Origin of the sequence: Sulfurihydrogenibium azorense Az-Fu1, from assembly GCF_000021545.1 — a bacterium.
In the GTDB taxonomy this organism is placed as follows: domain Bacteria; phylum Aquificota; class Aquificia; order Aquificales; family Hydrogenothermaceae; genus Sulfurihydrogenibium; species Sulfurihydrogenibium azorense.
Map to the genome: position 1 here is coordinate 1,200,143 of NC_012438.1, position 21,848 is coordinate 1,221,990.

Consider the following 21,848-nt stretch of genomic DNA (forward strand, 5'->3'; position numbering starts at 1 on the left):
TTTGTTAAAAAGATTAAGTATTTGGTATTTTAATGAAAAATTTTGAACCTTCACCTAGTTTACTCTCTACCCATACCTTTCCTTTGTGGGCTTCTGTGATATGTTTGACAATTGATAGTCCAAGTCCGGTTCCACCTATATTTCTACTTCTTGACTTATCGACTCTATAAAATCTCTCAAATATAAGTGGTATTGACTCTTCAGGGATACCTATTCCTGTGTCTTCTACGGTAATTGTTGTATATTTACTGTCTTTTACGGCTTTTACTATAACTTTACCGTTTTGTTTGTTATACTTTATTGCATTTTCTATCAAGTTTTTTAAAGCTATACTTAACTTCTGTTCATCTGCATAAACATCAAATTTATTAGGTACTTGATTGATAAGTTGAATCTCTTTTTCTTCTGTTAGATGTTTTAAGTCTTCAAATATTTCTTCTATCTGTTTGTGTAAATCATATCTTTCTTTTTTAACTTGGTCTTCTTGGGATTCTAACCTTGCAAGAATTAAAAGGTCGTTTATAAGATGGTCCATCTGTTCTATTCTCTTTTTTGCAATGTTTACAAACTTTTTTATCATTACCGGGTCTTTTTCTTCTTCTATTGTCTCTACAGCTGACTTTAGCACTGATATAGGTGTTTTTAGTTCGTGAGATACGTTTGATACAAAGTCTTTTTTTGCTTGCTTATATACTTCAAATGGTGTAATATCTTGAATATGTATTATCTTTTTACCTTCTATCCTGTAAACGTTGATTAGATACTTTTGGTTGTCTATGTTTACCTCTGCTTTTACGTCTTTTTCTTGGTTGTAAGATATGAGGGAGTAGATGTAATCGTTATCTATAACTTCCTTAAAGTTTTTTCCTTCGTAGTTTTCATCTTTTAAAAACTTTTTTGCAAATCTATTGACAAACTCTATTACTTTTGTTTCATCGTCAACTATTATTATCCCTTCTTTTAAAAAGTCTAAAAAAGTTATTAAAATGCCGTCGTTAATATTACTCTTCATCTATCTCCTGATGTCTTAGCATTTTTCCTTCTTTCATATAGATTACTTCTTCTGCAAGATTTGTAGCTATGTCAGCTACTCTTTCTATGTTCTTTACTACATCAATTAATCTAAGACCTACTTTTATAGTTGTAGGGTCTTCTACCATGTAGGTGTATAACTCTCTAATGATTTGGTCTTCTAAAGCATCTATTTTGTCATCTCTTTTTATAACATCTCTTGCAAGTTCTGTGTCCATTTCTGCAAAGGATTTGATAGCATCTTTTAACATCTGAATTGCCAATTGGGTCATAATTGGTAGGTCTACGTACTCTTTTAGTTTTGGTTTTTGTAGGATTGATTGGGCATGCTCTTTTATGTTTTCTGCGTGGTCTCCTATCCTTTCTAAGTCTCTGTTAACGAATAGATCCATCACTAAGAATCTTAAATACTTTGCTTCTGGCTGGTATCTTGCCATTGTGGTTATTATTAGGCTTTCATTTTCTACTTCCATTTTATCTACTACATCTTCATTTTCTTCAACATACTTAAGATACTGTGGATCATGTTCAATTATGGCTTTTATTGCGTTATCTATCATATTCTCTGCTATTTCTGCCATTTTTAAAAGTCTTTCTCTTATTTCTGTAAGTCTTGGTTCTATTAGCATTTTATTTCCTCCTGAATGTATTTTTCTATTTTATCAAAATCTTGTAAAAGAATTTTACTTAATTTTTCAACAGTTGAGTAAATCTCTTCTAACTTTTCTGGTAAATATGCATGAACAACCTTGTTTCTAAGAAGCTTTGCTTCCATGTAATCTTCTAAGTTATTAATTATTCCTATTTTTTCCATTTTTTGAAGTCTCTGTCTTATGGTTTGTGATAACTCTCCGTAAAGGTAAAGCTCAAGGGTTTTAAAAAAACTGAAAAACATCTCTACTGCTTTTTCAAATCTAAAAGATAGTGAGTCGTAATACTCTAAATCTTCGTAAGAGTAAACTACTGTAGGGTCAAAGGGTTTGTACTTGGATAGGGAGTATTCTAAAAGCTTTACACTGCTTTCCAAATCTTTATAAGCTTGACAGATCAAGTCTTTCTGCATCGTTCATTACTTCCTTTATAAACGGGTCGTTTTCTCTGTACTTTACTATATCTATGTTTGTGTCTGTAAGGAGAAAGTACTTAGATTGATACTTTAAAATATCTTCTAATGTTAGGTTTTTGTCTGTTTTTAAGATTATATCTATATCTCCTCCTTTTGAATCTTCTTTTACTCTTGATCCAAATATGTAAATCTCCCCTTCAAAGTCTTTAAAAACTTCCTTTAGAGCTTCTTTTTCAAACTCATACAGTCTCATATTATCCAAATCTTCCTGAAATGTAATCTTCTGTAAGTTTTTTGTTTGGTTTTGTAAATATAATGTCTGTAGAATCAAATTCAATAAGCTCTCCTAAGTACATAAACGCTGTGTAGTCTGATACCCTTGCAGCTTGTTGCATGTTGTGAGTAACTATTATTATAGTGTGGTTTTTCTTAAGTTCTACTATTAGTTCTTCTATTTTAGCTGTTGATATTGGGTCAAGGGCGGAAGTAGGCTCGTCAAATAGTATAACTTCTGGTTTAACTGCTATTGTCCTTGCTATACATAACCTTTGTTGTTGTCCACCAGAAAGTCCAAATGCAGAAGTATCTAATCTATCTTTTACTTCTTCCCAAAGTGCAGCTTCCTTTAAAGCTTGCTCCACTCTGTCTTTTAACTCTGTTTTGTTTTTTATACCTTGAAGTTTAAGACCGTAAGCTATATTTTCAAAAATTGACATAGGAAACGGTGTAGGTTTTTGGAAAACCATTCCTACTTTCGTTCTTAGTTCCATTAAGTCTACATCTTTATCTAATATGTTTTTCCCATCTAAAAGTATCTCTCCTTCGTACCTGTTTCCTGGGTATAGGTCGTGCATTCTGTTGAAACATCTTAAAAGTGTTGTTTTACCACAACCTGAAGGACCTATAAGAGCTGTAATCTTCTTTTCGTAAATAGGCATGTTAATATTTTTTAAAGCAAGTTTATTGCCTGAGTAGTAAAAGTTAAGATTCTTTACTTCCATTTTCAAGTTTTCTGCCATTTTATAAAATTCCTCCTGTTAATGCTTTTTCCTTTGGATTAAGTATCTTGCTGTAATAGAAGCAATTAAAACACCAAAAGTAAGTATAAAAGATGCAGCCCAAGCCTGTCTGTGCCACTCGTCGTAAGGACCCATAGCGTACTGGAATACTGTAACTGTTAAAGAAGCCATCGGTTTTGTAGGGTCTAAAGTTGTGAAGCTGTTGTTGAAAGCTGTAAACAACAGTGGTGCAGTCTCTCCTGATATTCTTGCAACTCCCAGTATAACTCCAGTTAAAACACCTACTTTTGCAGCTCTTAAAACAACTTGAAAACTAACCTGCCACGGTTGAGCTCCAAGTGCATAAGCAGCTTCTCTTGTTTCTTTTGGAACCAACTTCATCATTTCATCGGTTGTGATAACTATAACTGGTATCATTAAAAGTGCTAAGGCAACACCACCTGCTATTCCCATAAAGTGTCCAACAGGTTTAACAAGGATAGCATACACAACAGCTCCGATAACTATAGAAGGATTACTAACCATAATGTCAACTATGTTTCTTCCTATTCTTGCTATCTTTGAATTTCTTCCATACTCTGCAAAGTATATACCTGCAAGTATTCCTATCGGAGTTCCTATTACAGTCCCTAAAAATGTAATTATTATGTGCCCTATAAATGCGTGTTTCAAACCTCCTCCTTCCATACCTGGTGGGACTGGGTCTTTTGTAAACAGGTCTATGTTTATGTATTTAAACCCGTTTATAAACAAGTCTCCCAGTATCCAGAATAAGAAAAACAGTCCAAAAACGGCTGAAAATAGAGAAAGGGTTAAAAATACGTAGTTTTCAACTTTCCTTTTTAACTTGTTAGTAGCCATTTTAAACCTTCCACTTTTTTTCTAATTGTAATAACATCAATTTAGATAAATATAAAATCACAAAAGACATGATAAACAGGATTAACGCTAAAAAGTATAGAGAAGATAAGTAAATATCTGTATCAGCTTCTGTAAATTGGTTAGCTAAAGCTACGGTAATAGTTGTAAAAGGGTCTAAAAGTGATTTAGGTATTTGGTTTACGTTTCCTGCTAAAAATGTAACTGCCATTGTCTCTCCAAGAGCTCTACCTACACTTAAGATAAGTCCTCCGGCTATACCTGAAGCTGTAATAGGTATCATAACTTGCTTTATAACTTCCCACTTAGTTGCACCAAGAGCGTAAGCCGACTCTTTCATAATTGGAGGAACCATATTAAAAGCGTCTTTTACTACAGAGCTCATAAATGGAATTATCATTATAGCTAAAACTAGAGAAGTTGTTAAAACGTCAATCCCTGTAGGAGAACCTTCAAAAAGTTTACCTATTACTGGAACATTTCCCAATTTATCTTGAAGCCATGGTTCTACTTTTTCACCGAATAAAGGTGCAACAACGAAAAGTCCCCACATACCGTAGATAATACTTGGTATTGCAGCCAAAAGCTCAATAGCTGTTGAAAATATAGGTTTTAGTTTATTTGGAGATAACTCTGTAAGGAATATAGCGATACCCATAGATATAGGAGCTGCTATCAAAGTTGCCAATAATGTTGCTATTAAGGTACCTACTAAAGGAGCTAAACCTCCAAACTTTCCAGCAACAGGGTCCCAATCTGTAGAAGTTATAAAGTTTATTACTCCAAACTTATCTATGGCTAACGAAGCTTCCTTGTACAGGATTATTAAAATTATAATTGGAAGTATTATTCCTATAAATAAGGCTGAAAAACCAAGTACTGCTCTAAATATGTATTCTAATAATTTAGCTCTCTTTAATGCAGAGTTTACATTACTCATAATCCCACCTTAAATTCTATTTTACGTTACTATTATAAAACAAAAATCCCCCACTTTACTGTGGGGGTAAAAGTAATGGAGGTTAAACATGAGAAGCTTACATTAAACCGTTTTCTTTCCAGTATTCCCTTATAAGATTTTTTACGTTTTGTGGTAAAGGTATATAGTTTAATCTTATAACTTCTTGGTCTCCGTTTTTAAATGCCCAGTCAAAGAATTGAACTGCCTTTTTAGAAGATTCAGGTTTGTCTTTTGCCAGTAATATAAACGTAGCTCCAGCTATAGGATAACTGTCTTTACCCGGCTGGTCTGTTAAAACATAGTAAAAGTGTTGTTTTTTATCCCATTTAGCGTTTGCAGCTGCAGCTTGGAAGGATTCAACAGAAGGAGCTACAAAGTTTCCTTCTTTGTTTTTAACTTTACCTGCAGGCATGTTGTTTTGTTTCGCGTATATGTATTCTACATATCCTATTGCACCTCTGAATCTTTTAACGTAGTTAGCAACGCCTTCGTTTCCTTTTCCACCTACCCCAACAGGCCAGTTAACAGACGTTCCAAATCCAACTTGTTTTTCCCAATCAGGACATACTTTTGATAAGTAGTTTGTCCATATCCAAGTTGTACCAGAACCGTCAGACCTTCTAACTACTGTGATATCTCTATCAGGTAAGTTTACACCAGGGTTTAGCTGTTGTAAATATGGGTCATTCCACTTTTTGATTTTACCCATATAAATATCACAGAGAGCTTTACCATCAAAGTTTAACTGTTTTCCTTGGACTTCTGGAAGGTTATAAACTGGTACAACTCCACCTATAACAGTAGGAAATTGTAAAAGTTTCTTTTGGTTTAACTCTTGTGGAGTTAAAGGTGCGTCAGAAGCTCCAAAGTCAACAGTTCTGTTTTCAATCTGTCTTATACCACCACCGGAACCTATTGACTGATAGTTTACCTTTATACCAGTTGCCTTTTCATACATAAAAGCCCAAGCTGAGTATATTGGGTATGGAAATGTAGCTCCAGCACCTGTTAACTCAGCTGCAAATACTGCAGTGGATACTGCTAACAATCCACCTATAGCTAACTTTCCTATTGTTTTCACTTTCCTTACCTCCTTAAAATTCAGTTATAATAAATTTAAATCAAAATTTTTAAAATTTTATTAATTTTTTGTTAAGAATTTTTAACAAATCCCCCTCCCCCCTTTTATCCTATTACCAACTTAACTCAGCTGTAAGTTTGTATTGTGATTTATCAAAATAGCTTGAAGATTTAGCTGTGTTAGCCAAATCATCTTTTCCAGAGTAGTCAAAGTTTTCATAGTTTATAATCCACTTTACGTACTTGTTCATAGTGTAAGCAACGCCAACGTAATAAGCTCTTCTCTTATCCCAGTAAGCAGTTGTTGTACCTTGTTTATTTTTTGGTTTCCAGTAGTCGTATCTTCCAAAGATTGACCAGTCTTTAACAGGTCTTACTTCAAAGTTCACAGAATATCCATCACCAGCGTTGGCAGATTGTGTATTGTAGTCAACTTTTCCATACTGAGCTGCTATGAGGAACATTGGGTGGTTATAAACTGCGTGTATGTGGTAAAGATTTAGATTTTTGTGTGTTAAATATGCATCGTTATAACCTATGTTTGATGCTAAGTGTAGAGATACGTTTGCATACTGGTCTTTTGTTGGGCTTAACTTCTTGTCTCCGTTTCCAAGTATGTGGTATGTAATTCTACCTTCAAATGAGTTGTGTATTCCGGAAGAGTTTTTAGAAGATGTATTTATTTTATCATAACCTTCTCCGTTAAACATTCCTATTTCAGAAGATACGTAAGGAGTTTTTGTTTTGAAGTTAATTCCAAGGTCAGCAGAAGGCCAAAGTCCCATACCATTTGAAGATTCAATAAATGTTTTGTCTATACTTCTATACCACCAGCCTGTATGCTCTTCAAAGTCTATCCAAGGGGTGTGAGCCACACCAAACTCAAACCCAGTATGTGGTATTAAACCTGAGATGTCTTTGTAGAGATATCCGTATTTAATTTTTAACTTATAGTCTGTACCAGCTGATAAATCAGTAGTAAATCTTATGTGGTCTTTGTCATTTAAATATGCTTTTGTATCAAAATAGAACCTTCTTACTTCAAAGTCTCCCCTGTCGTTATTTCCTGTGTATTGTTTTTTGTCAACTGTATAAGTATAACCTATGTAAGCCTTTCCACCGATTTCAAATTTCTTAAACTTTCCTGCTAAAGCTGGCATGTCTCCCCATTTTTTCTCTAACTTGCTTAACTTCTCTTTGGCTTCCATAGCTGTTTTGTCAATTTCGGCCTGATACTTGGCTTTTTCAGCTTCTTCCTGTGCAAGTTGTTCGTCAATCGCTGCCGCTTCCTGCTCTGTTAAGATTCCTTTCTCAACTAATTTTTTGAGAATAGGGTTCTCAACTACAGCTGCCTGTGAAAAACCTACTGCCCCCATAAGAGCAAGCACTGCTAAACTCTTCTTCATAAACATAACCTCCTACAAAAATTATTTACGCAAGTAGAATACAAAAGAATTGTTAAAATTTAACGAAAGAAAAATTAACGAAAGTTAACAATAAGAGATAAATTGTTAAGAAAAATTAAAATTGAAAAAAACTGTAGTGTGGTATAATATTTAATATTTATTCTTCTAATGGATGGGTGTCCGAGTGGCCGAAGGAGCAGCACTGGAAATGCTGTGTACGGGTAATCCCCGTACCGCGGGTTCGAATCCCGCCCCATCCGCTTGGCCGTGATAAACAGTCGGGACCCTCCGGGTAGGAGACGGTGAACCTCCCCAGGTCCGGAAGGAAGCAAGGATAAGCCGAACCTCCTATGCCGGAGTAAGTCCCGTTAATATAAAAATTTCTTAACAAAATCTTCATAAAATCTTAACTTAATCTTACTAAAATCTTAACTATGGTAACCGTAGAAAAAATTTTAAAGTTTAAAGTGCTGGATAACGCAATCCTACTATCTCTCTTTGTATTAGAGATAATAATATCTCTTGGACTTGGATTGAGTATAATAAACATACTTCTAACTCTATACCAGAACTATCCAAATATAAAGCAAATGGTAGAAGGTCTTATAAACAATACCCTATCTATCTTTATAATGATAGAGATAATAAAAAGCATAAACGATTACATAACTTTAAAAAGAGTTAGACTATCTATAATAATAGACATATCCATAATAATATTAATTCGTGAGCTTGTAGTAGGACTATATCAACATAATATTTCTACAGAGTTTGCTATACTGCTAACAGGCATAGCTTTTATATTAGTTATAATGAGAGTAATAACATTAAAGTACTCACCGAATAAATATAAACTGGAGGTATGAAGATGGCACTTATTTATGTAATTGAAGACGATGAAGACATTAACGAACTTTTAACCTACAACTTTAAAAAAGAAGGATTTGAAGTAAAATCCTTTCCAAATGGAAAGGTAGCCTTTGAGCATATAAAAGAAGATAAACCGGACGCTGTAGTTTTAGACTTGATGATGCCAGAGATAGATGGACTTGAGTTTTGTAAGTTAGTAAGGTCTGATAAAGAGATAAGCCATACACCATTAATTATGCTAACTGCAAAAAGCACAGAAATAGATAAAATAGTAGGTTTAGAATTAGGAGCTGATGATTACGTAACGAAACCTTTCTCTTTTAGAGAACTTCTAGCAAGAGTTAAGGCTGTAATTAGGAGGTCTAAGTCTTACCACTTTCCAACATCTAAACCTAAGTATAAATTTAAAGATTTAGAGATTATTCCAGAAAAATTTGAAGTAACTATAAAAGGACAACACATTAACCTTACTATAACACAGTTTAAACTACTTTTAGCCCTTGTTAACGCAGAAGGTAGAGTTTTATCAAGAGATTACATATTAGAAAATATATGGAAATGGGATAAAGACATATACGATAGAACAATAGACGTTCATATCAAAAAATTAAGAGAAGTTTTAGGAGATTATGGAAACTGTATTAAAACTGTTAGAGGTGTGGGATACAAATGGGAGTGCGAGTAAACACTCCCGTATTTTTTACATTGAAGGGTTATTTTGTCTTTTTTCAAAATGGTCAGCTGTTTTTTGAAGAATACTTTTCATCTCTTCACTAACTTGTTTTAAAAATGCTTTAAATCTTTTATCTTCTACACCAAAGTTAGACGAAGATGCTTCTACATCTTCAACTAAAATTTTAATATTGTTTTTATCCTGATAAATGGATATTCTACAAGGAATTAAAACACTTATTACATCTTTATTGAATTTCAATCCTTCTGTAAGGTAATCAGCTCTACATAGTAGGTAAGTTTTATGAGGAGTGTTTGATTTTACGGTTTTATCTACGTTCATTGTATGGATTACTCCCCATTTGTGATTTTCTATCTCTGTCTTAAGTACATCATTTACTTTGTCAAAGTTCCCATTTTTAATGACAACGTAGTAATAGCCTTTTTTCAAATTGAACTTCGGCAGCTAACACTGAGTATACTGATAATAGTAAAGACAATGAAAGGACTGTTAAAAATTTTCTCATGATACTAACCTCCAGATTTTAATATAATAAAATTATACTTAATTATAATGAATATATATTCATATATACTATGATTATTATCATTTTAATATTTTTACAAAAACGTTTCTACTTCTTGGTCCATCAAACTCGGCAAAGAATATTCCCTGCCAAGTTCCTAAAACTAAATCCCCTTTGTCAATGATTACTGAGATGGAATTTCCGGTTAAGATTGATTTTATATGAGCAGCTGCGTTTCCTTCTAAGTGTTTGTAGTTGTTTATCCACGGTACTAATTTTTCAAGATGGTTTTTTACATCGTAAACTACATCCGGATCTGCATTTTCGTTTATAAACACTCCAGCAGTTGTGTGAGGAACATATATAACACATATCCCTTCTTCTACTTTCGACTGTTTTACAACTTCTCTTACTTTTGGTGTAATATCTATAAAATCTGTATGGGAAGAGGTTTTTATTGAGATTTTATAAAACATCATTTACTCCTTAAAACAGACTCCGGCAGGACATTTTTTCTCAATGTGTAAATAAAACTCATCTCTAAACTTTTTTAAAGCATCTCTTACAGCGTTAGGAGCTGAGTACCCAAGTCCACATATTGACCCAACAGGGATGTTTTCACATAGATGTTCTAAGTATTTTATATCTTTTTCGGTTGCTGTTCCTTCTTGGAATTTTTTAAGTATATTTAAAAGTTCGTAAGTTCCAACTCTACAAGGTGTACATTTTCCACAGCTCTCATGATGGAAAAACTCACCTATAACAATTAAAGCATCTATTATACAGTCATCTTCCGCTAGGACTATGGTTGTACCTGTTCCCCCAAAACCTTTTGGTGAGTAGTCCATAGGTGTGTCTAAATCTCTTTCTGAGTAAACACCTAATGCTCCTGCAAAAACTGCTTTAAACTTCTTTCCGTCTTTCATACCTCCAGCCATATCTATAAGCTCACGGAGTGTAATATCCATAGTGGACTCATACACACCCGGATTTTTCACTTTTCCACTAATAGGGAAAAGCTTTGGTCCGTAATATCCAGCAGGTCCTATGCTCATATAATAACTTTCATAAGTCACTATTATAGGGATATTAGATAGAGTTTCTACGTTGTTTACGACTGTAGGTCTTCCAAATAGTCCTTCGTTTGCAGGGTAAGGAGGTCTTAATCTTGGATGTCCTCTTTTACCTTCAAGACTTTCTATTAAAGCTGTCTCTTCTCCACATATGTAAGCTCCCGCTCCCCGGTAAACCAGTATATCAAAAGAAAAGTCTGTTCCTAAAATGTTTTTCCCTAAGTAGCCTTTTTTCCTTGCCTCTTCTATTGCATCTTCAAGTATCATATAACCAGCTGGGTACTCTCCTCTTATGTATATAAATCCAAGTTCTGCACCTAAGGCATAGGCTGATATAATCATTCCTTCTATAAGTAGGTGAGGGTCCCTCTCTATAATAATTCTATCTTTAAAGGTTCCGGGTTCGCTTTCGTCTGCGTTACATATAAGGTATCTTGGCTTAGGGTTTGCAAGGGCAAATCTCCACTTTCTTCCAGTAGGAAATCCAGCTCCTCCTCTTCCTCTAAGAGTACTTTCTTCTACCATTATGACTATATCTTCTGGAGTTAATTTTGTCAAAGCTTTTTTTAAAGCAGAGTATCCTCCCGTTGTTTCATACTCTTCTATCCATACTGTTCTATTTTCTTTAGCCCTCTTTAAAAGAAGGTTTATAGAGCTGTTTGCGTTTAAATCAGGTATATTTGGATAGTATCTCATTTAACTTACCTTCATTTATTTTTGTTCCATCGTATAAATCATCATCTATCATAAAAGCAGGTGCTACACTACAAGACCCTATACACTCTACCGTCTCTATATAAAACCTTCCATTTTTACTTTCTTCATTTGCTTTTTCTCCAGTTAGCTTTTCAAACAGTTCAAGTAGTTTCTTACATCCCATTATATGACAAGGAAGATTTTTACATACCCTTATATGATGTCTTGCGTTTCTCTTTACTCTAAACATATCATAAAAACTTACAATACCTTCTATATGGGCAAGTGGCACTTGAAGGTAGTCTGACAGTTCCTGCATATGTTCTAACGTTATATCCCTATACTTAGAGTATATCAGATGTAAAGACTGTATTACGGCCTGTTCTTTTACAGGAAAACGTTCTAAGTATTTATCAATCCTTTCTTTAATGTCTTGAGTTAGGTATACATACTCCAATTTCTATAAACTCCATCTTCACATTGTTAGAGTATATTTTATAACATTGTTTTATTTTTTTAAAGTAATAAAAGAGATTTTTCTACAACTTCTTGAGGAGATATTGAGGTTAAGCATCTAAAATCACCAAATTTACAACTATCTTTACCGTGTAAGGTACAAGGCTGACATTTTAATCCTTTGAATATGTAATCCCCTTCGTCTTTTGATGGTGCAAATCCAAAGTATGGATGGGTTGAACCATATACCATTAAAACCTTTACACCTACAGCCCTTGCCATATGAGATACAGCTGAGTCATTACTTATAACAAGTTTTGATTTTGAGATAACTGCAAGACTTTGTCTTATAGATAACTTTCCCCTAAGGTCTATTACTTGATTTGGATAAGTAGCTTTATCTTTTTCTTTATCTTCCTTACTCCCAACCAAGACAACGTTATACCCTTTGTTTATAAAAATATTTGCCACTTGGTTGTAGTGTGGATACATCTTACTTAAGTACCTTGCCCCTGCACCTATTACGATGTAGTTTTGTCGGATAAGGTTCTTGACAGAGTTTATATCTTCTTCATCTAAGATAACTCTAGGTTTATAATCTCCTGATATTCCCAAGGGTTTTAATGTATCTAAGTAAGCTTTTACAACATTAAAATTTGGGTCTAATATTTTTAGTCTTCTTTTTAAACCTTGTTTTTTGTATCTTAAAACTTTTCCTTTAGTAAATGTAGACAACAAGAAAGACCGTAAATTACTGTGAAGGTCAACTATATAATCATACCTTCCAAGATTTTTGGAAAATTTTAGTATATCTCTAAAGGTTTTCAGCTGCCTTTTGTCAGCTGCTATAAAGTTGTTAATCCTGTTATCTTTTATAAAGATTTCAGAAAAAGGTTTAAAGGTTAAAAAGTCTATTTGGTAGCCTTGTTGATATAAAGGGTCTATTGCAGCTGTAGAAAGTATAACATCTCCTAAAGATGAAAATCTTATAACAAGGACTTTAATCTTTCTATCTCCTGTCTAAACTCTTCTACCATTGTTGGATGGTTGTATTTCCTTGCCTGTTCTATTCCTCTTTCGTATGTTTCTATAGCTTGCTCTATATCTCCTATGTTTATATAAGCTTGGGCTAAAGTTCTGTAGGCGGCTCCTTGGTCGTCGTAAACACTTAGATACTTCTTTAAGTATACTATCGCATCTTCGTACCTACCTTCTTTATAAAACTCTAAGGCAAGTCCATAAAGTCCAAGTGGGTTGTTAGGGTCTTTCTCTAATGCCTTCATTAATGCTTCTATTCTACTACTCATCTTTACCTCTCCTGCACTTTTAAGTATTCTTTTACTTTTTCAAAATTTCTTATCCATTTTAACTCTTCAATACTTTTATAATATCCTCTTATCTGACGGTCTTGTATGATTAAACTCGCAGTATTTTCTCCTATGTAAGGCACTTTTTCAAGGGTTGTTTGGTCTGCTTTATTTACATCTATTTTAAGATCGTCAGCTGAGTATTTAGATTTTTCTTTAAATAGTAAAGGAGTATATGAAAAAATAAGTGTTAAAGTTATCAAAACAATTATACCAATTGATTGAATCTCTATTAATACTTCGTATACCTTCAAAGTGCCTCTCTTCCTGTTATAGAGAAGTTTAACCCTATCTCCTTCTCTATTTTTTCAAAGTCTGCAGCTGTTATCCTTACCTGATTGTCTACCATTCTTAGTCTTAAGGGGTAGTTGTAAACGGAAGTGGTATTTTTTAAATAGTCTAAAATCTCTTTTTCTTCTACGGTAGGTCTATCCGGATGTTGAAAGTACTCTATAAGGTTGATGGACCTAATATCACTGTACTTTGCATAAAAAGACTCTATCGTTAAATCGTATAACCGATTGTTTAAATCAGGGTCTATATCTTTTAATAACCCAAACTCTGATTTTAAATTTTGTAAGTTTTGATAAACGGGTTGTGAGTAGCCTAAATCTTTGCAGTAATCAAGAAACAACTTTATATCTGGGATAGATGAGTTTAAAAGGTCTGTACCTGTACTTGTTTTTGCAAGGCCTATTATTATAGGTTTATATTCAAGATTTAAAAAGTGGTAAAGTGTTATAAGGTGTTCGTAGTAAGTAAGTTGTGATATAACTACTTCTAATAAATCTCTTCTCTTTTCTGAAAGAAGATTTAAAACATCTTCTTCAATCTCTTTAGATAAAGAGTATATAGAAGGGTAAGAAAGACAGTTTTCTTTTACCTTTGGGTAAAGTTGTTTTACTATGCTTAGCAAGTCATAAGGCTCTTCTTTTGTAAACCAGTAAGGAAGGGGAAAGGGTATTATAAACTTACTGGTTATTGTTCCATCTAATATTAGAAATTCTGGCTTTTCTTTTTTTGCAAGGTTGTAAAGTGCCTTTACTTCTGATAGAAACATAAACAAGGTTAGTAAAGTTTTAAAGTTATCAGACTGTTTTATTATCGATAAGTAAATATCTCCTACAAAATCACTGTCAATTTTTTGTGTTTTTGGGTCAAAACTTTCTGCATAACCACTAAACACACCCAAGAAAAATCCAAGATACTGTTTACTATAAAAAGACCCATCAGAAGCTGCTATGTGTACGTCTTTACCCTCTGGTGTATAACTATTCCACTTACTTGGAATCTCTTGTAAAGATATATCTGATTCCTTGTTTTCTAAATACTTTAATATGTATGATTTTTTCTGACGGATAACTTCTAAAAGTTTATAAACCATTTTTCGAACACCTAACTTGCTTTTTTCTACTATTTTAGTACATTTTTATGTGAATAATCAACAAATTTTATGTATTATAATTATGGGGATATAATATTTTTTAAAATTTTTAAAATTTAACTTAACCCTAATTTCCAATTCGAAAAAAAGATGAAATAAAAAACCTCCAGTGGTATCATAAAGTAAAACTACCACTGGAGGTAAAATCATGACTTTTAGAGATTATATCATAAACGTTTATATTCTGACAGATGAAATCCTAAAACTCATAAAACATAAACATAAAACAAATAAGCCTAAATTCTCTGATGTAGAGCTTATAACTCTCATCATATTTTCTATGAGCTATAGAAAAGGTGATTACAAAATAACACTTAAGGAATTTAAAGAGAGTAAGGAAGAGAATAGAGACAGTATTTAGCAAGTTATACTATATGGGAATAGAGGATATCAGGGCAGTATCTTTAGAAGGATTTAAAGCTAAGATAAACTTCTTCATTTTAGCTTTAAGTTTTGCTACTTGTCTTGGTTTGTTTTAAAATTATTTAAATTGGAAATTAGAGCTTTATCTAAATCTTTTTTGGTCTTTAAAAATGTAATATCATCTTCTGTTGCAGTTTCAACGCTTTTTAGGTTTTTAATCTCTTTATCTTGTGTAAAGTTTTCAAGCTTTCCATTTAAAAGCCTTGCTATTTCTGAGATTTTCATACTTTATCTTGCTCCTAAAATTTTCTTAAATAACTTTTCAGCCCAATCATCATTCAAGAAAAGAATATTAGCTTTTTCAAATTCTTCTTTTGGCGTTGGTGGAACTTCCCCTTTTATTAAATCTTCGTATTTTGTAATTGAAAGGATGAAACTATTAAGATTTACTCCGTTATTAAGATTCTTTTCAATCTCTTTTAAATATTCTTTAAATTGCACCTTTTCATCTTTTAATTTTTGTGTGTGGAGTAGTCCCTTAGGATCGATAAATACAATATGGGTCTTGTCTGTGTTTTTGTCTTTTATCCACATTATAAAGTCTGGATAAAACTCTGACCAGTCAAGCTGAAATCCTAAGCCAGACCTTGATTCATTTCTTAACAAAACAATACCATACTGAGATAAAGATTTTGAATTTCCTTTTAAATACTTTTCTAAACCTTCTACAAATTTTTTCTCACTTTCGTTAAGCCCCGGAGGTGATATTTTTATTTTTTCACTTTCTAAAAGAATAGGTATAAAGACTGAGTTTTCTATTGTAATTCTTGGTAAAACGTCTAAATCATCTTTTAACAATTTATCCATATTCTCAGCAAGAGATTTTATATTTTCTATAAGATTATGTTCTTTTTTACTAACTTTTACTGTATAGTATTCTACTTTTTGATTTAAGAAAAGTTTAAGCTGTTCTCCTGCCTTTTTATAATGCATATTTTCTGTTTCATACTTTCCTTTACGGTTCTTGTAAAATTTATCTATATAGCCTTTAATCAGTAAGATTGTTATATCTTCAAGTTTTTTAATGTTTTGAATGTTAAAGAATTCTGGTTTTTCTCTGATTTTGCAGTTATGTAAAACATCTTTCAAATCTTCAATATCAAAGTACAGGTTCCAATACCCTTTTAAAGTTTTGTAATTGATAATATCTACGAAAATTTTGCCCCAATTCAATAGCTCTATACTGTCTATTATATCGTAAATTGTTTTTTCTTTTACTTGCAAGGTTGCCTGATCTTTTTTTGTTCCATCATAAATTGTTATTTTTGGTAAAAGGTCTAATTTGTAGTGGATTTTATCGTCTTTTGTTAATTTGAGTGGAATATCTTCTTCAAAAATTTTAGAATCATTCTTTGATAAGTAAGGTAAGTTTTGCCATTTTTCTTTATCTAAAGTTTTTACAGGTATTTTTATTTCTTCAGGATCATAATCTACATCTTCTTTGGCAATAACAGAGAGGAATTTATCTATGTAGTCTGCTTTTATTCCGTATATATTTAGAGTTTCAAGATGTTTAATTTCTGGTCTATTAGACCTTTTTAGAGATATATCTTTACCTTTTAGTCTTACACCTCTACCAAAAAGCTGTATTATTTGAGGTCCCTTACCACTTCCAATATGCAAGAGTCCCATTGAAGATACACGCCAAGTGTCCCACCCTTCTATGAATTTTTTTGCTCCAATCAAGGTATTTATTGTAGAATCTGGTTTTTTGATGTTGTCAAAAAGTGAAGAAGAGATTGCATCCTGTTCTACAATAAAACCTTCTTTCGCAAGAAGCTTTTTAAACTCTGAAAGATCGCCCACATTTACAACGCCAAAATAGTTATTATCTCCTACTCTTAGCCCAAGCTCTCCGTCCGCATCTTTTATTTCATATATCCTAAATGCTCCTTTTCCGTGAAATACCGATTTATATAAATCTTCTAAATCTAAATTATTTCTGATTAGGTCAAATTTATTTTTGAATATATCTTCACCGTTTTCCTTTTTATACCCACCTGTTAGTATCTTTTCAATTTTAGATTTTAACCATCTTTCATCAAAAGCTTTGCTTAAGAATTTAATAATCTGTAAAATATCAGATTGAACATGAACATTTTTCCCTGCTACTGTTGTACCCACAAATACCCATAGCGGCTTTTCTATGTTATACTCTCTAACTAAATCTGGTTTTGTTTTGTATAAAAACATCTGCTGGTAAAAGTCAAGAAGATTGGCAACTAATACAGCTTCTTGAAATTCTTCATCTTTCATTTCATTCTTTTTTACGTTTAAGACTTGAAAGTCTTTGCCGTATCCGTCATTATAAAAGTATTTATAAGAGTAATCAAAAATAATAGCCTTTGCATAATCTTTTAATATCTCTTTGTCGGAGTCTAAAATCTGTCCAAATGTAGCACTGTATTCAAATGCAAATCCATTTTTTGTTAACTCTTTTCTTTTTTTAATCCAACTTTTTTCTTCTGATTTTTGTCCCTTATGTCCTTCATCAACAAAAATTAGATTTTTACCTTCAAAAGTATCAATTGTTAAGCTTAATCCACTGCCTTTTTTTTCTTCTGCAAGTTTTGTTATCTCAATTATTAGTATCTCATAATCTCCTTCCGAGCCTGTTGTTTTATTTTCACTGTAAAGCTTAGCCGGTATTCCACTTTTTTCTAACTCTTGGAAATGTTGATAAGACAAGCTTAGGTTTGGTGTTATCAATAAAATATTATCTGGCTCAAATGGTTTGTATTTTAAAAATTGTAAGTAGTTCATATGCATAATTAAAGTTTTTCCTGACCCAGTAGCCATCCAGTAGGCAAGTTTTTTAAAGTCTTCTTCTATAAATGGCTCTATTTCTATTTTTTCCTTTTGTTTGTATTCTTCCAAAAATTCATTTAATTTATGTATAAATTCCGTTTTTCTGTTTGTGATGTTATCTAAAAAAATCTCTGTAAATAAAACTGCTAAATATTGAAAATATTTTAGTTTGATGTTTCCTCTTTTTTCGTTTATCTTTCTTACGTATTCTTGAATGTTTTCATCGTATTTGATTAAATCGTCTTCTGAGATTTTTAAGTTTCCTGAGCCTAAAAGTGTGTTTAAATAATAACTTCTCCCGTTGCTGTCTGTACCTTCTTTTTCGTCTTTAAATTTTTTTTTGAAGCTTTTCAAATTCATCTACACCAAATAAGTCAAGCATGTATTTATTTAAAACTAAATACTTTTCACTTTTCACTTTCTAACCTCTCACGATTCCATAAGTGCTTTAAATTCTGGCTCAATGTATCTTATTTCTGCTTTATAGTCATCAAAATTTGGTGTTAGTATGCTACTACAGTTTACGTAGACTACCTGTGGTTTGTATGGTTTAAGTTGCTGCTTTATAAACTCTTTATCTTTTTTGTAGTCTTCTTCATTCCAATTGTCTGTGTGTTCTCTCCATACTATGGCATAGTCTTTACTGTCTTTTTCTCCGATTATGAATTGGTATGTTTTGCCTTCGTTTTGTTCTTTTTTGATTTTTTTTATTTTTATTCCAAGAAGGTAGTTAAATGTTTCTGGTATATCAATATTTGTTTCTTGTGGTTCTCCGACTTCTGATAGATTTATTTTTAGTTTGTAGTTGAATGGATTTTTTAGATGTTGGAAGTTTAGAAGGTATGGACTTTCTCTTGTTTCGTAATCAAGAAAGTATTTTATAAGATAATCGTCTTTAAATACTTTTTGTGCTGATTGGTTTTCTTGTAGTTCTATATTGTCAAGTGCGTCTTCGTATTGTTCTAAGGTGTGGTATTTGAAGAAAACACCAATTCCATCTGTGTCTTGCGGTTTTCCTTCTTTCCAGTTGAAGGAATATGCTACCTTCTTAATTCTTGGAATAATAACTGTATCAAAGTAATCTGCCATCTCCACTAAGATAAATTTTCTTTTTCCTCCATCTTCTTTATTTAGTTTCATAACTGCATGTGCGGTTGTGCCAGAGCCTGCGAAGAAGTCAAGGATAATAGTATTCATCTGTTCAAGATTATTTAAAGAAATAAGATAACTTACCAAAGATACTGGCTTCGGATAAGTATAAATATCTTTGTTAAATAATTTTTTTATCTCTTTAGAAGCTTCCTCGTTTGTTCCAACTTTGGAAACATATTTATTTTTGGCATATAAAGGATTATTAATATTTGTAAAAATAATCTGTTTTGGAGAAGTTTTAGAAACAGAATTATTCCCATAAATAGCTCTTATAGCAAAATTTTTACTCTTAATCCAAAATCTTGTCCCTTTTGGTATTTCTTCATTTATCTTATCTTGAGACCATCTCGACCTAAATCTTAATCTCAATTCATTTACATTTTTTCCATTTTTAACAATAACCTTTCCTTCTAATTTATATTTAACATCGTCAGTCTGTGTATATTCTCCATCGGGTATACTAAACTTCACACTGTCAGGAGGAAATATTAAACTTTTTTCAGGGTTAGATGCATTATATAAAGGAGCATCTTCTAGCTCTTTTTTTATATCTTCAATAAGTAATTCTTTAATTTGATCAGATTTGTTCAAAAGATTTTTGGCAAAACAGATTATAAAATCTCTATTAAAATAATAATTAAGTTTTTGCCTCCCAAAATGCTGAGTTTTTTCCCAACAAAAAGTGGTTATTTTATTATATGTGCCATATTCTAATTCCATTAACTTATTTAAATTATCTACTTCATTATCATCACACTGCACAAAAATAACTCCATCTTCTTTCATTAATTCTTTTGCCAACTTTAATCTATTCTCCATCATTGTAAGCCAAGATGAATGCTGATAATTGTCCCTATAAAGAAAATCATCGCTTCCAGTATTGTAAGGTGGGTCTATATAAACAGTTTTTACTTTCTCTCTATACTTATTCAAAAGCAAATTCAAAGCCTGAAAGTTTTCACTCTTTATCAAAACTCCATCTAAAATCTCATCTAAATCGCTCTCTTCACTCAAAGCAACCAGCAACTTCCACTTAAACTCCTCATCAAAGTATTTTGTATCAATTGGTAGCTTCTTCCATTCCCTTTCATTAATCATTAAATCCTTTTTATCTTTAACCTCTATCCCAAACAATTCTTTCCACTCTTCTAATTGCTTTTTATTGTTTAAAATCCCATCTAAGATGCTTTCTAAAAACTCTTCTCCTGCATACTCTTTAATCTTGTCCAGAGTTATTACATAATGTGTGTCAATAACAAACTTCTTCTTCTCCCAGAGTTTCTTCTGGAAGTTTTCAATCTGTGCCAGGAATTCAATTATCTTTAAAGCAATGTTTCTGAAAGCCCTGACACCAACTAAATAAAGCCTTAACTTATCAAAATAACCGCTTTGCTCTAAAACCTGCAAATCTTCTAACTGTAAAAACTCGTTTTTAATGTAAAAATCCAGCTCTCTTTCTAAAAATCCTTTTAAGTCTTTATGTATGAAATAATCCGTTGTGTTTCGCCTTGTGTATCTGTAAAGATGTTTTTCAATTAAGGTCTTGTCTCCTTCTTTTTCAAATATAAGCCTTGCCAGACTGTTCTGTGGTATTTTTTCTTCTAAAATTCTCACTGTTTCTTCATTAATCTTATCCTGCGATGCTGACTGCCCATGTTTGTATTTTTCTTCCTCTTCTTGGGTTAATCCTCTGTATTCAAAGTAAATGTTAAGCTCTTTTTTATCCTCGTCAAAATCAAATACCTTTTCATCTAAGACGAAAAACTTCTTTTCGGGAGATTTAATGTTTCCTTTTTCTTCTTCTGCTTCAACAACCCTGAAATTAACAGTTAGCCCTTCTTTACTCTTGAAGGTGTATCTCCTGAAATACTCCGTTGTTTTTATGTAATACTGGTCTTTGTTTGCCCAGTAAAGTAAAACTTCCTCTCCATTGTAAGGAACAACATACTTCTCATTCTTTCCATACCTTCTTTTGCTTATGAAATCTCCTTTATCGTAATATCTTGAGAAGAAATTGATTAAGTGATTGTAAATCTCTCTTTCTAAATCTTCGGATATTTTTATCTCCTGTAGCTGTTTCTTTTTCTCGTAATATTTCTTTCCCAAAGGTGTGTCTTTGAATCCTTCTTTTAATTCTCCATTCTCAAAAGCATCTTCCCCAAGATTATCTTTTGCCTTTTGCTTTATCTTCTCAAATTCTTCTTTTACCTTCTTTATTTCCTCTTCTCCAGCTAATTTCAGTTGTTTTCTGATTTCACCGATTAACTCTTTCTCAATAAACTCTTCAATTTCTTTTCTTTTGTAATTCATTATTCTGTAAATTCCAAAATCAAGGTCTTCGCTTTCAAATTGGAAAATCTCTCTCAGTTTTTCTTTCAGTTTTTCCTGTAGACCATTTGCTTTGTTTTGCATGTTTGCATCCTCCTTAACATGTGCGTGAGTATCCCTCACCTACGGTGAGGGGGTAGCTCACCCCTATCAGAAATTTAGTTTAACTTTTCTACATAGGAAAGTCAAGTGTTTTGATGCAAGCTTTTTAAGGTCTTCTTCAGTGAAAGGATTTATTTTTGTTCTGTTTTCGCTGTTAAACTTCTCCACATTGTAATATCTATCAAGGAAAATCTCGGAAAATAAGACGGCTAAGTATTGGAAGTATTTAAGGTTAAAGTTTGGCTGTCTCCTGTTTCGCCTTAGCTTTTCAACATATTCTCTAATTGCTTCGTCATATCCCAAAAGCGCATCTTCCCATTCCGATTTCAAACCAATTAACACATCAACAAAATAGCTTCTTCCTGTGGAATCATAACCTTCCTGAGTATCTTTCAGTTTTTCCCTCAACTTATTAAAATCATCAAAGCCAAATAGATTGAGAAAGAATCTGCTGAGCACTAAATGCTTCTCAGGTTTCATATCCATC

General features: G+C 32.5%; 23 protein-coding genes, 1 tRNA gene, 1 other RNA gene and 1 pseudogene. 5 read left to right on the forward strand and 21 right to left on the reverse strand.

Annotation, left to right across the window (positions count from 1 at the left end):
• Positions 1–13: 13 nt before the first annotated feature.
• From SULAZ_RS06285 to SULAZ_RS06325, 9 genes are all read right to left on the reverse strand, one after another.
• Positions 14–1,012 carry a sensor histidine kinase gene (locus SULAZ_RS06285; RefSeq protein ID WP_012674843.1) on the reverse strand — a complete coding sequence of 333 codons (999 nt, stop codon included), beginning with the start codon at positions 1,010–1,012 and terminating at the stop codon, positions 14–16.
• Positions 1,002–1,661 (reverse strand): phosphate signaling complex protein PhoU, encoded by a 660-nt coding sequence (gene phoU, locus SULAZ_RS06290; RefSeq protein ID WP_012673711.1) that lies wholly within the window; start codon positions 1,659–1,661, stop codon positions 1,002–1,004. Before phoU ends, SULAZ_RS06285 begins: the two co-directional genes overlap by 11 nt.
• Positions 1,655–2,095 (reverse strand): hypothetical protein, encoded by a 441-nt coding sequence (locus SULAZ_RS06295; protein ID WP_041675877.1) that lies wholly within the window; start codon positions 2,093–2,095, stop codon positions 1,655–1,657. Before SULAZ_RS06295 ends, phoU begins: the two co-directional genes overlap by 7 nt.
• On the reverse strand, positions 2,064–2,351 hold the full coding sequence (locus tag SULAZ_RS06300) for a nucleotidyltransferase domain-containing protein (RefSeq protein ID WP_012673670.1): 288 nt from the start codon (positions 2,349–2,351) through the stop codon (positions 2,064–2,066). The genes SULAZ_RS06295 and SULAZ_RS06300 overlap by 32 nt, the downstream gene beginning before the upstream one ends.
• 1 nt (position 2,352) lies before the next feature.
• Positions 2,353–3,117, reverse strand: a complete 765-nt coding sequence (pstB, locus tag SULAZ_RS06305) for a phosphate ABC transporter ATP-binding protein PstB (protein WP_012674002.1) — start codon at positions 3,115–3,117, stop codon at positions 2,353–2,355.
• An 18-nt stretch (positions 3,118–3,135) separates the two neighbouring features.
• Positions 3,136–3,978 (reverse strand): phosphate ABC transporter permease PstA, encoded by an 843-nt coding sequence (gene pstA, locus SULAZ_RS06310; RefSeq protein WP_012673434.1) that lies wholly within the window; start codon positions 3,976–3,978, stop codon positions 3,136–3,138.
• A gap of 1 nt (position 3,979) precedes the next feature.
• Positions 3,980–4,936, reverse strand: coding sequence for a phosphate ABC transporter permease subunit PstC (gene pstC / locus SULAZ_RS06315; RefSeq protein ID WP_012674374.1), 957 nt, complete (start codon positions 4,934–4,936; stop codon positions 3,980–3,982).
• 97 nt (positions 4,937–5,033) lie between these two features.
• Entirely contained in the window at positions 5,034–6,038 is a 1,005-nt protein-coding gene (pstS, locus tag SULAZ_RS06320) for a phosphate ABC transporter substrate-binding protein PstS (RefSeq protein ID WP_012673764.1), read from the reverse strand.
• Between the two features lie 112 nt (positions 6,039–6,150).
• Complete coding sequence (locus tag SULAZ_RS06325; protein ID WP_012674381.1) at positions 6,151–7,443, reverse strand: OmpH/Skp family outer membrane protein; 1,293 nt, start codon at positions 7,441–7,443, stop codon at positions 6,151–6,153.
• 170 nt (positions 7,444–7,613) lie between these two features.
• Between SULAZ_RS06325 and SULAZ_RS06330 the strand changes: the two genes are divergently transcribed.
• From SULAZ_RS06330 to SULAZ_RS06340, 4 genes are all read left to right on the forward strand, one after another.
• Positions 7,614–7,703, forward strand: a tRNA-Ser gene (locus SULAZ_RS06330).
• Between the two features lie 17 nt (positions 7,704–7,720).
• An RNA gene (gene ffs, locus SULAZ_RS08840) (signal recognition particle sRNA small type) lies at positions 7,721–7,816 on the forward strand.
• A gap of 61 nt (positions 7,817–7,877) precedes the next feature.
• Positions 7,878–8,309 carry a phosphate-starvation-inducible PsiE family protein gene (locus tag SULAZ_RS06335; protein WP_012673555.1) on the forward strand — a complete coding sequence of 144 codons (432 nt, stop codon included), beginning with the start codon at positions 7,878–7,880 and terminating at the stop codon, positions 8,307–8,309.
• Between the two features lie 2 nt (positions 8,310–8,311).
• Complete coding sequence (locus SULAZ_RS06340) at positions 8,312–8,998, forward strand: response regulator transcription factor (protein WP_012674954.1); 687 nt, start codon at positions 8,312–8,314, stop codon at positions 8,996–8,998.
• A 15-nt stretch (positions 8,999–9,013) separates the two neighbouring features.
• Here SULAZ_RS06340 and SULAZ_RS06345 read toward each other — a convergent pair whose 3' ends face one another.
• The 8 genes from SULAZ_RS06345 to SULAZ_RS06380 form a co-directional block, all read right to left on the reverse strand.
• Positions 9,014–9,436: a DUF302 domain-containing protein gene (locus SULAZ_RS06345; RefSeq protein WP_012674214.1), complete on the reverse strand. Its 423-nt coding sequence runs from the start codon at positions 9,434–9,436 to the stop codon at positions 9,014–9,016.
• 156 nt (positions 9,437–9,592) lie between these two features.
• Positions 9,593–9,988, reverse strand: a complete 396-nt coding sequence (locus SULAZ_RS06350; protein ID WP_012674740.1) for a secondary thiamine-phosphate synthase enzyme YjbQ — start codon at positions 9,986–9,988, stop codon at positions 9,593–9,595.
• A gap of 3 nt (positions 9,989–9,991) precedes the next feature.
• Positions 9,992–11,281: a complex I 51 kDa subunit family protein gene (locus tag SULAZ_RS06355; protein WP_012673738.1), complete on the reverse strand. Its 1,290-nt coding sequence runs from the start codon at positions 11,279–11,281 to the stop codon at positions 9,992–9,994.
• Positions 11,256–11,738, reverse strand: a complete 483-nt coding sequence (locus SULAZ_RS06360) for an NADH-quinone oxidoreductase subunit NuoE family protein (RefSeq protein WP_012674850.1) — start codon at positions 11,736–11,738, stop codon at positions 11,256–11,258. The genes SULAZ_RS06355 and SULAZ_RS06360 overlap by 26 nt, the downstream gene beginning before the upstream one ends.
• A gap of 59 nt (positions 11,739–11,797) precedes the next feature.
• Complete coding sequence (locus SULAZ_RS06365; protein ID WP_041675881.1) at positions 11,798–12,742, reverse strand: glycosyltransferase family 9 protein; 945 nt, start codon at positions 12,740–12,742, stop codon at positions 11,798–11,800.
• Positions 12,724–13,044, reverse strand: a complete 321-nt coding sequence (locus SULAZ_RS06370; protein ID WP_012674586.1) for a tetratricopeptide repeat protein — start codon at positions 13,042–13,044, stop codon at positions 12,724–12,726. Before SULAZ_RS06370 ends, SULAZ_RS06365 begins: the two co-directional genes overlap by 19 nt.
• A gap of 2 nt (positions 13,045–13,046) precedes the next feature.
• Positions 13,047–13,358, reverse strand: coding sequence for a ComEA family DNA-binding protein (locus SULAZ_RS06375; protein ID WP_012673755.1), 312 nt, complete (start codon positions 13,356–13,358; stop codon positions 13,047–13,049).
• Positions 13,355–14,488: a DNA double-strand break repair nuclease NurA gene (locus SULAZ_RS06380; protein ID WP_012674922.1), complete on the reverse strand. Its 1,134-nt coding sequence runs from the start codon at positions 14,486–14,488 to the stop codon at positions 13,355–13,357. Before SULAZ_RS06380 ends, SULAZ_RS06375 begins: the two co-directional genes overlap by 4 nt.
• A gap of 208 nt (positions 14,489–14,696) precedes the next feature.
• On the opposite strand from SULAZ_RS06380, the pseudogene SULAZ_RS09335 reads away from it, so the two are divergent.
• Positions 14,697–15,027, forward strand: a pseudogene (locus tag SULAZ_RS09335) (hypothetical protein).
• Here SULAZ_RS09335 and SULAZ_RS06390 read toward each other — a convergent pair.
• The 4 genes from SULAZ_RS06390 to SULAZ_RS06405 all read right to left on the reverse strand — a co-directional run bounded on the left by SULAZ_RS06390 (position 15,005) and on the right by SULAZ_RS06405 (position 21,847).
• Positions 15,005–15,196, reverse strand: coding sequence for a hypothetical protein (locus SULAZ_RS06390; protein WP_012674647.1), 192 nt, complete (start codon positions 15,194–15,196; stop codon positions 15,005–15,007). The pseudogene SULAZ_RS09335 and the gene SULAZ_RS06390 overlap by 23 nt on opposite strands.
• A 3-nt stretch (positions 15,197–15,199) precedes the next feature.
• The gene (locus SULAZ_RS06395) at positions 15,200–18,139 is read right to left on the reverse strand and encodes a DEAD/DEAH box helicase family protein (RefSeq protein WP_012674934.1); all 2,940 of its coding nucleotides are present in this window, start codon (positions 18,137–18,139) and stop codon (positions 15,200–15,202) included.
• Positions 18,140–18,208: 69 nt separating this feature from the next.
• Complete coding sequence (locus SULAZ_RS06400; protein ID WP_012674425.1) at positions 18,209–21,343, reverse strand: site-specific DNA-methyltransferase; 3,135 nt, start codon at positions 21,341–21,343, stop codon at positions 18,209–18,211.
• A gap of 66 nt (positions 21,344–21,409) precedes the next feature.
• Positions 21,410–21,847, reverse strand: coding sequence for a hypothetical protein (locus SULAZ_RS06405; protein WP_012674684.1), 438 nt, complete (start codon positions 21,845–21,847; stop codon positions 21,410–21,412).
• Position 21,848: the final 1 nt, after the last annotated feature.

Excerpts from the sequence above, each read along its gene's own strand:
- SULAZ_RS06390 (WP_012674647.1), bottom strand. The coding sequence starts at position 15,196 with ATGAAAATCTCAGAAATAGCAAGGCTTTTAAATGGAAAGCTTGAAAAC.
- SULAZ_RS06370 (WP_012674586.1), bottom strand. The coding sequence starts at position 13,044 with ATGAGTAGTAGAATAGAAGCATTAATGAAGGCATTAGAGAAAGACCCT.
- SULAZ_RS06380 (WP_012674922.1), bottom strand. The coding sequence starts at position 14,488 with ATGGTTTATAAACTTTTAGAAGTTATCCGTCAGAAAAAATCATACATA.
- pstC (WP_012674374.1), bottom strand. The coding sequence starts at position 4,936 with ATGAGTAATGTAAACTCTGCATTAAAGAGAGCTAAATTATTAGAATAC.
- SULAZ_RS06395 (WP_012674934.1), bottom strand. The coding sequence starts at position 18,139 with ATGAATTTGAAAAGCTTCAAAAAAAAATTTAAAGACGAAAAAGAAGGT.
- SULAZ_RS06400 (WP_012674425.1), bottom strand. The coding sequence starts at position 21,343 with ATGCAAAACAAAGCAAATGGTCTACAGGAAAAACTGAAAGAAAAACTG.
- SULAZ_RS06405 (WP_012674684.1), bottom strand. The coding sequence starts at position 21,847 with ATGGATATGAAACCTGAGAAGCATTTAGTGCTCAGCAGATTCTTTCTC.
- SULAZ_RS06350 (WP_012674740.1), bottom strand. The coding sequence starts at position 9,988 with ATGTTTTATAAAATCTCAATAAAAACCTCTTCCCATACAGATTTTATA.
- pstA (WP_012673434.1), bottom strand. The coding sequence starts at position 3,978 with ATGGCTACTAACAAGTTAAAAAGGAAAGTTGAAAACTACGTATTTTTA.
- SULAZ_RS06355 (WP_012673738.1), bottom strand. The coding sequence starts at position 11,281 with ATGAGATACTATCCAAATATACCTGATTTAAACGCAAACAGCTCTATA.
- phoU (WP_012673711.1), bottom strand. The coding sequence starts at position 1,661 with ATGCTAATAGAACCAAGACTTACAGAAATAAGAGAAAGACTTTTAAAA.
- SULAZ_RS06285 (WP_012674843.1), bottom strand. The coding sequence starts at position 1,012 with ATGAAGAGTAATATTAACGACGGCATTTTAATAACTTTTTTAGACTTT.
- SULAZ_RS06325 (WP_012674381.1), bottom strand. The coding sequence starts at position 7,443 with ATGAAGAAGAGTTTAGCAGTGCTTGCTCTTATGGGGGCAGTAGGTTTT.
- SULAZ_RS06300 (WP_012673670.1), bottom strand. The coding sequence starts at position 2,351 with ATGAGACTGTATGAGTTTGAAAAAGAAGCTCTAAAGGAAGTTTTTAAA.
- SULAZ_RS06295 (WP_041675877.1), bottom strand. The coding sequence starts at position 2,095 with ATGCAGAAAGACTTGATCTGTCAAGCTTATAAAGATTTGGAAAGCAGT.
- SULAZ_RS06340 (WP_012674954.1), top strand. The coding sequence starts at position 8,312 with ATGGCACTTATTTATGTAATTGAAGACGATGAAGACATTAACGAACTT.
- SULAZ_RS06335 (WP_012673555.1), top strand. The coding sequence starts at position 7,878 with ATGGTAACCGTAGAAAAAATTTTAAAGTTTAAAGTGCTGGATAACGCA.
- pstB (WP_012674002.1), bottom strand. The coding sequence starts at position 3,117 with ATGGCAGAAAACTTGAAAATGGAAGTAAAGAATCTTAACTTTTACTAC.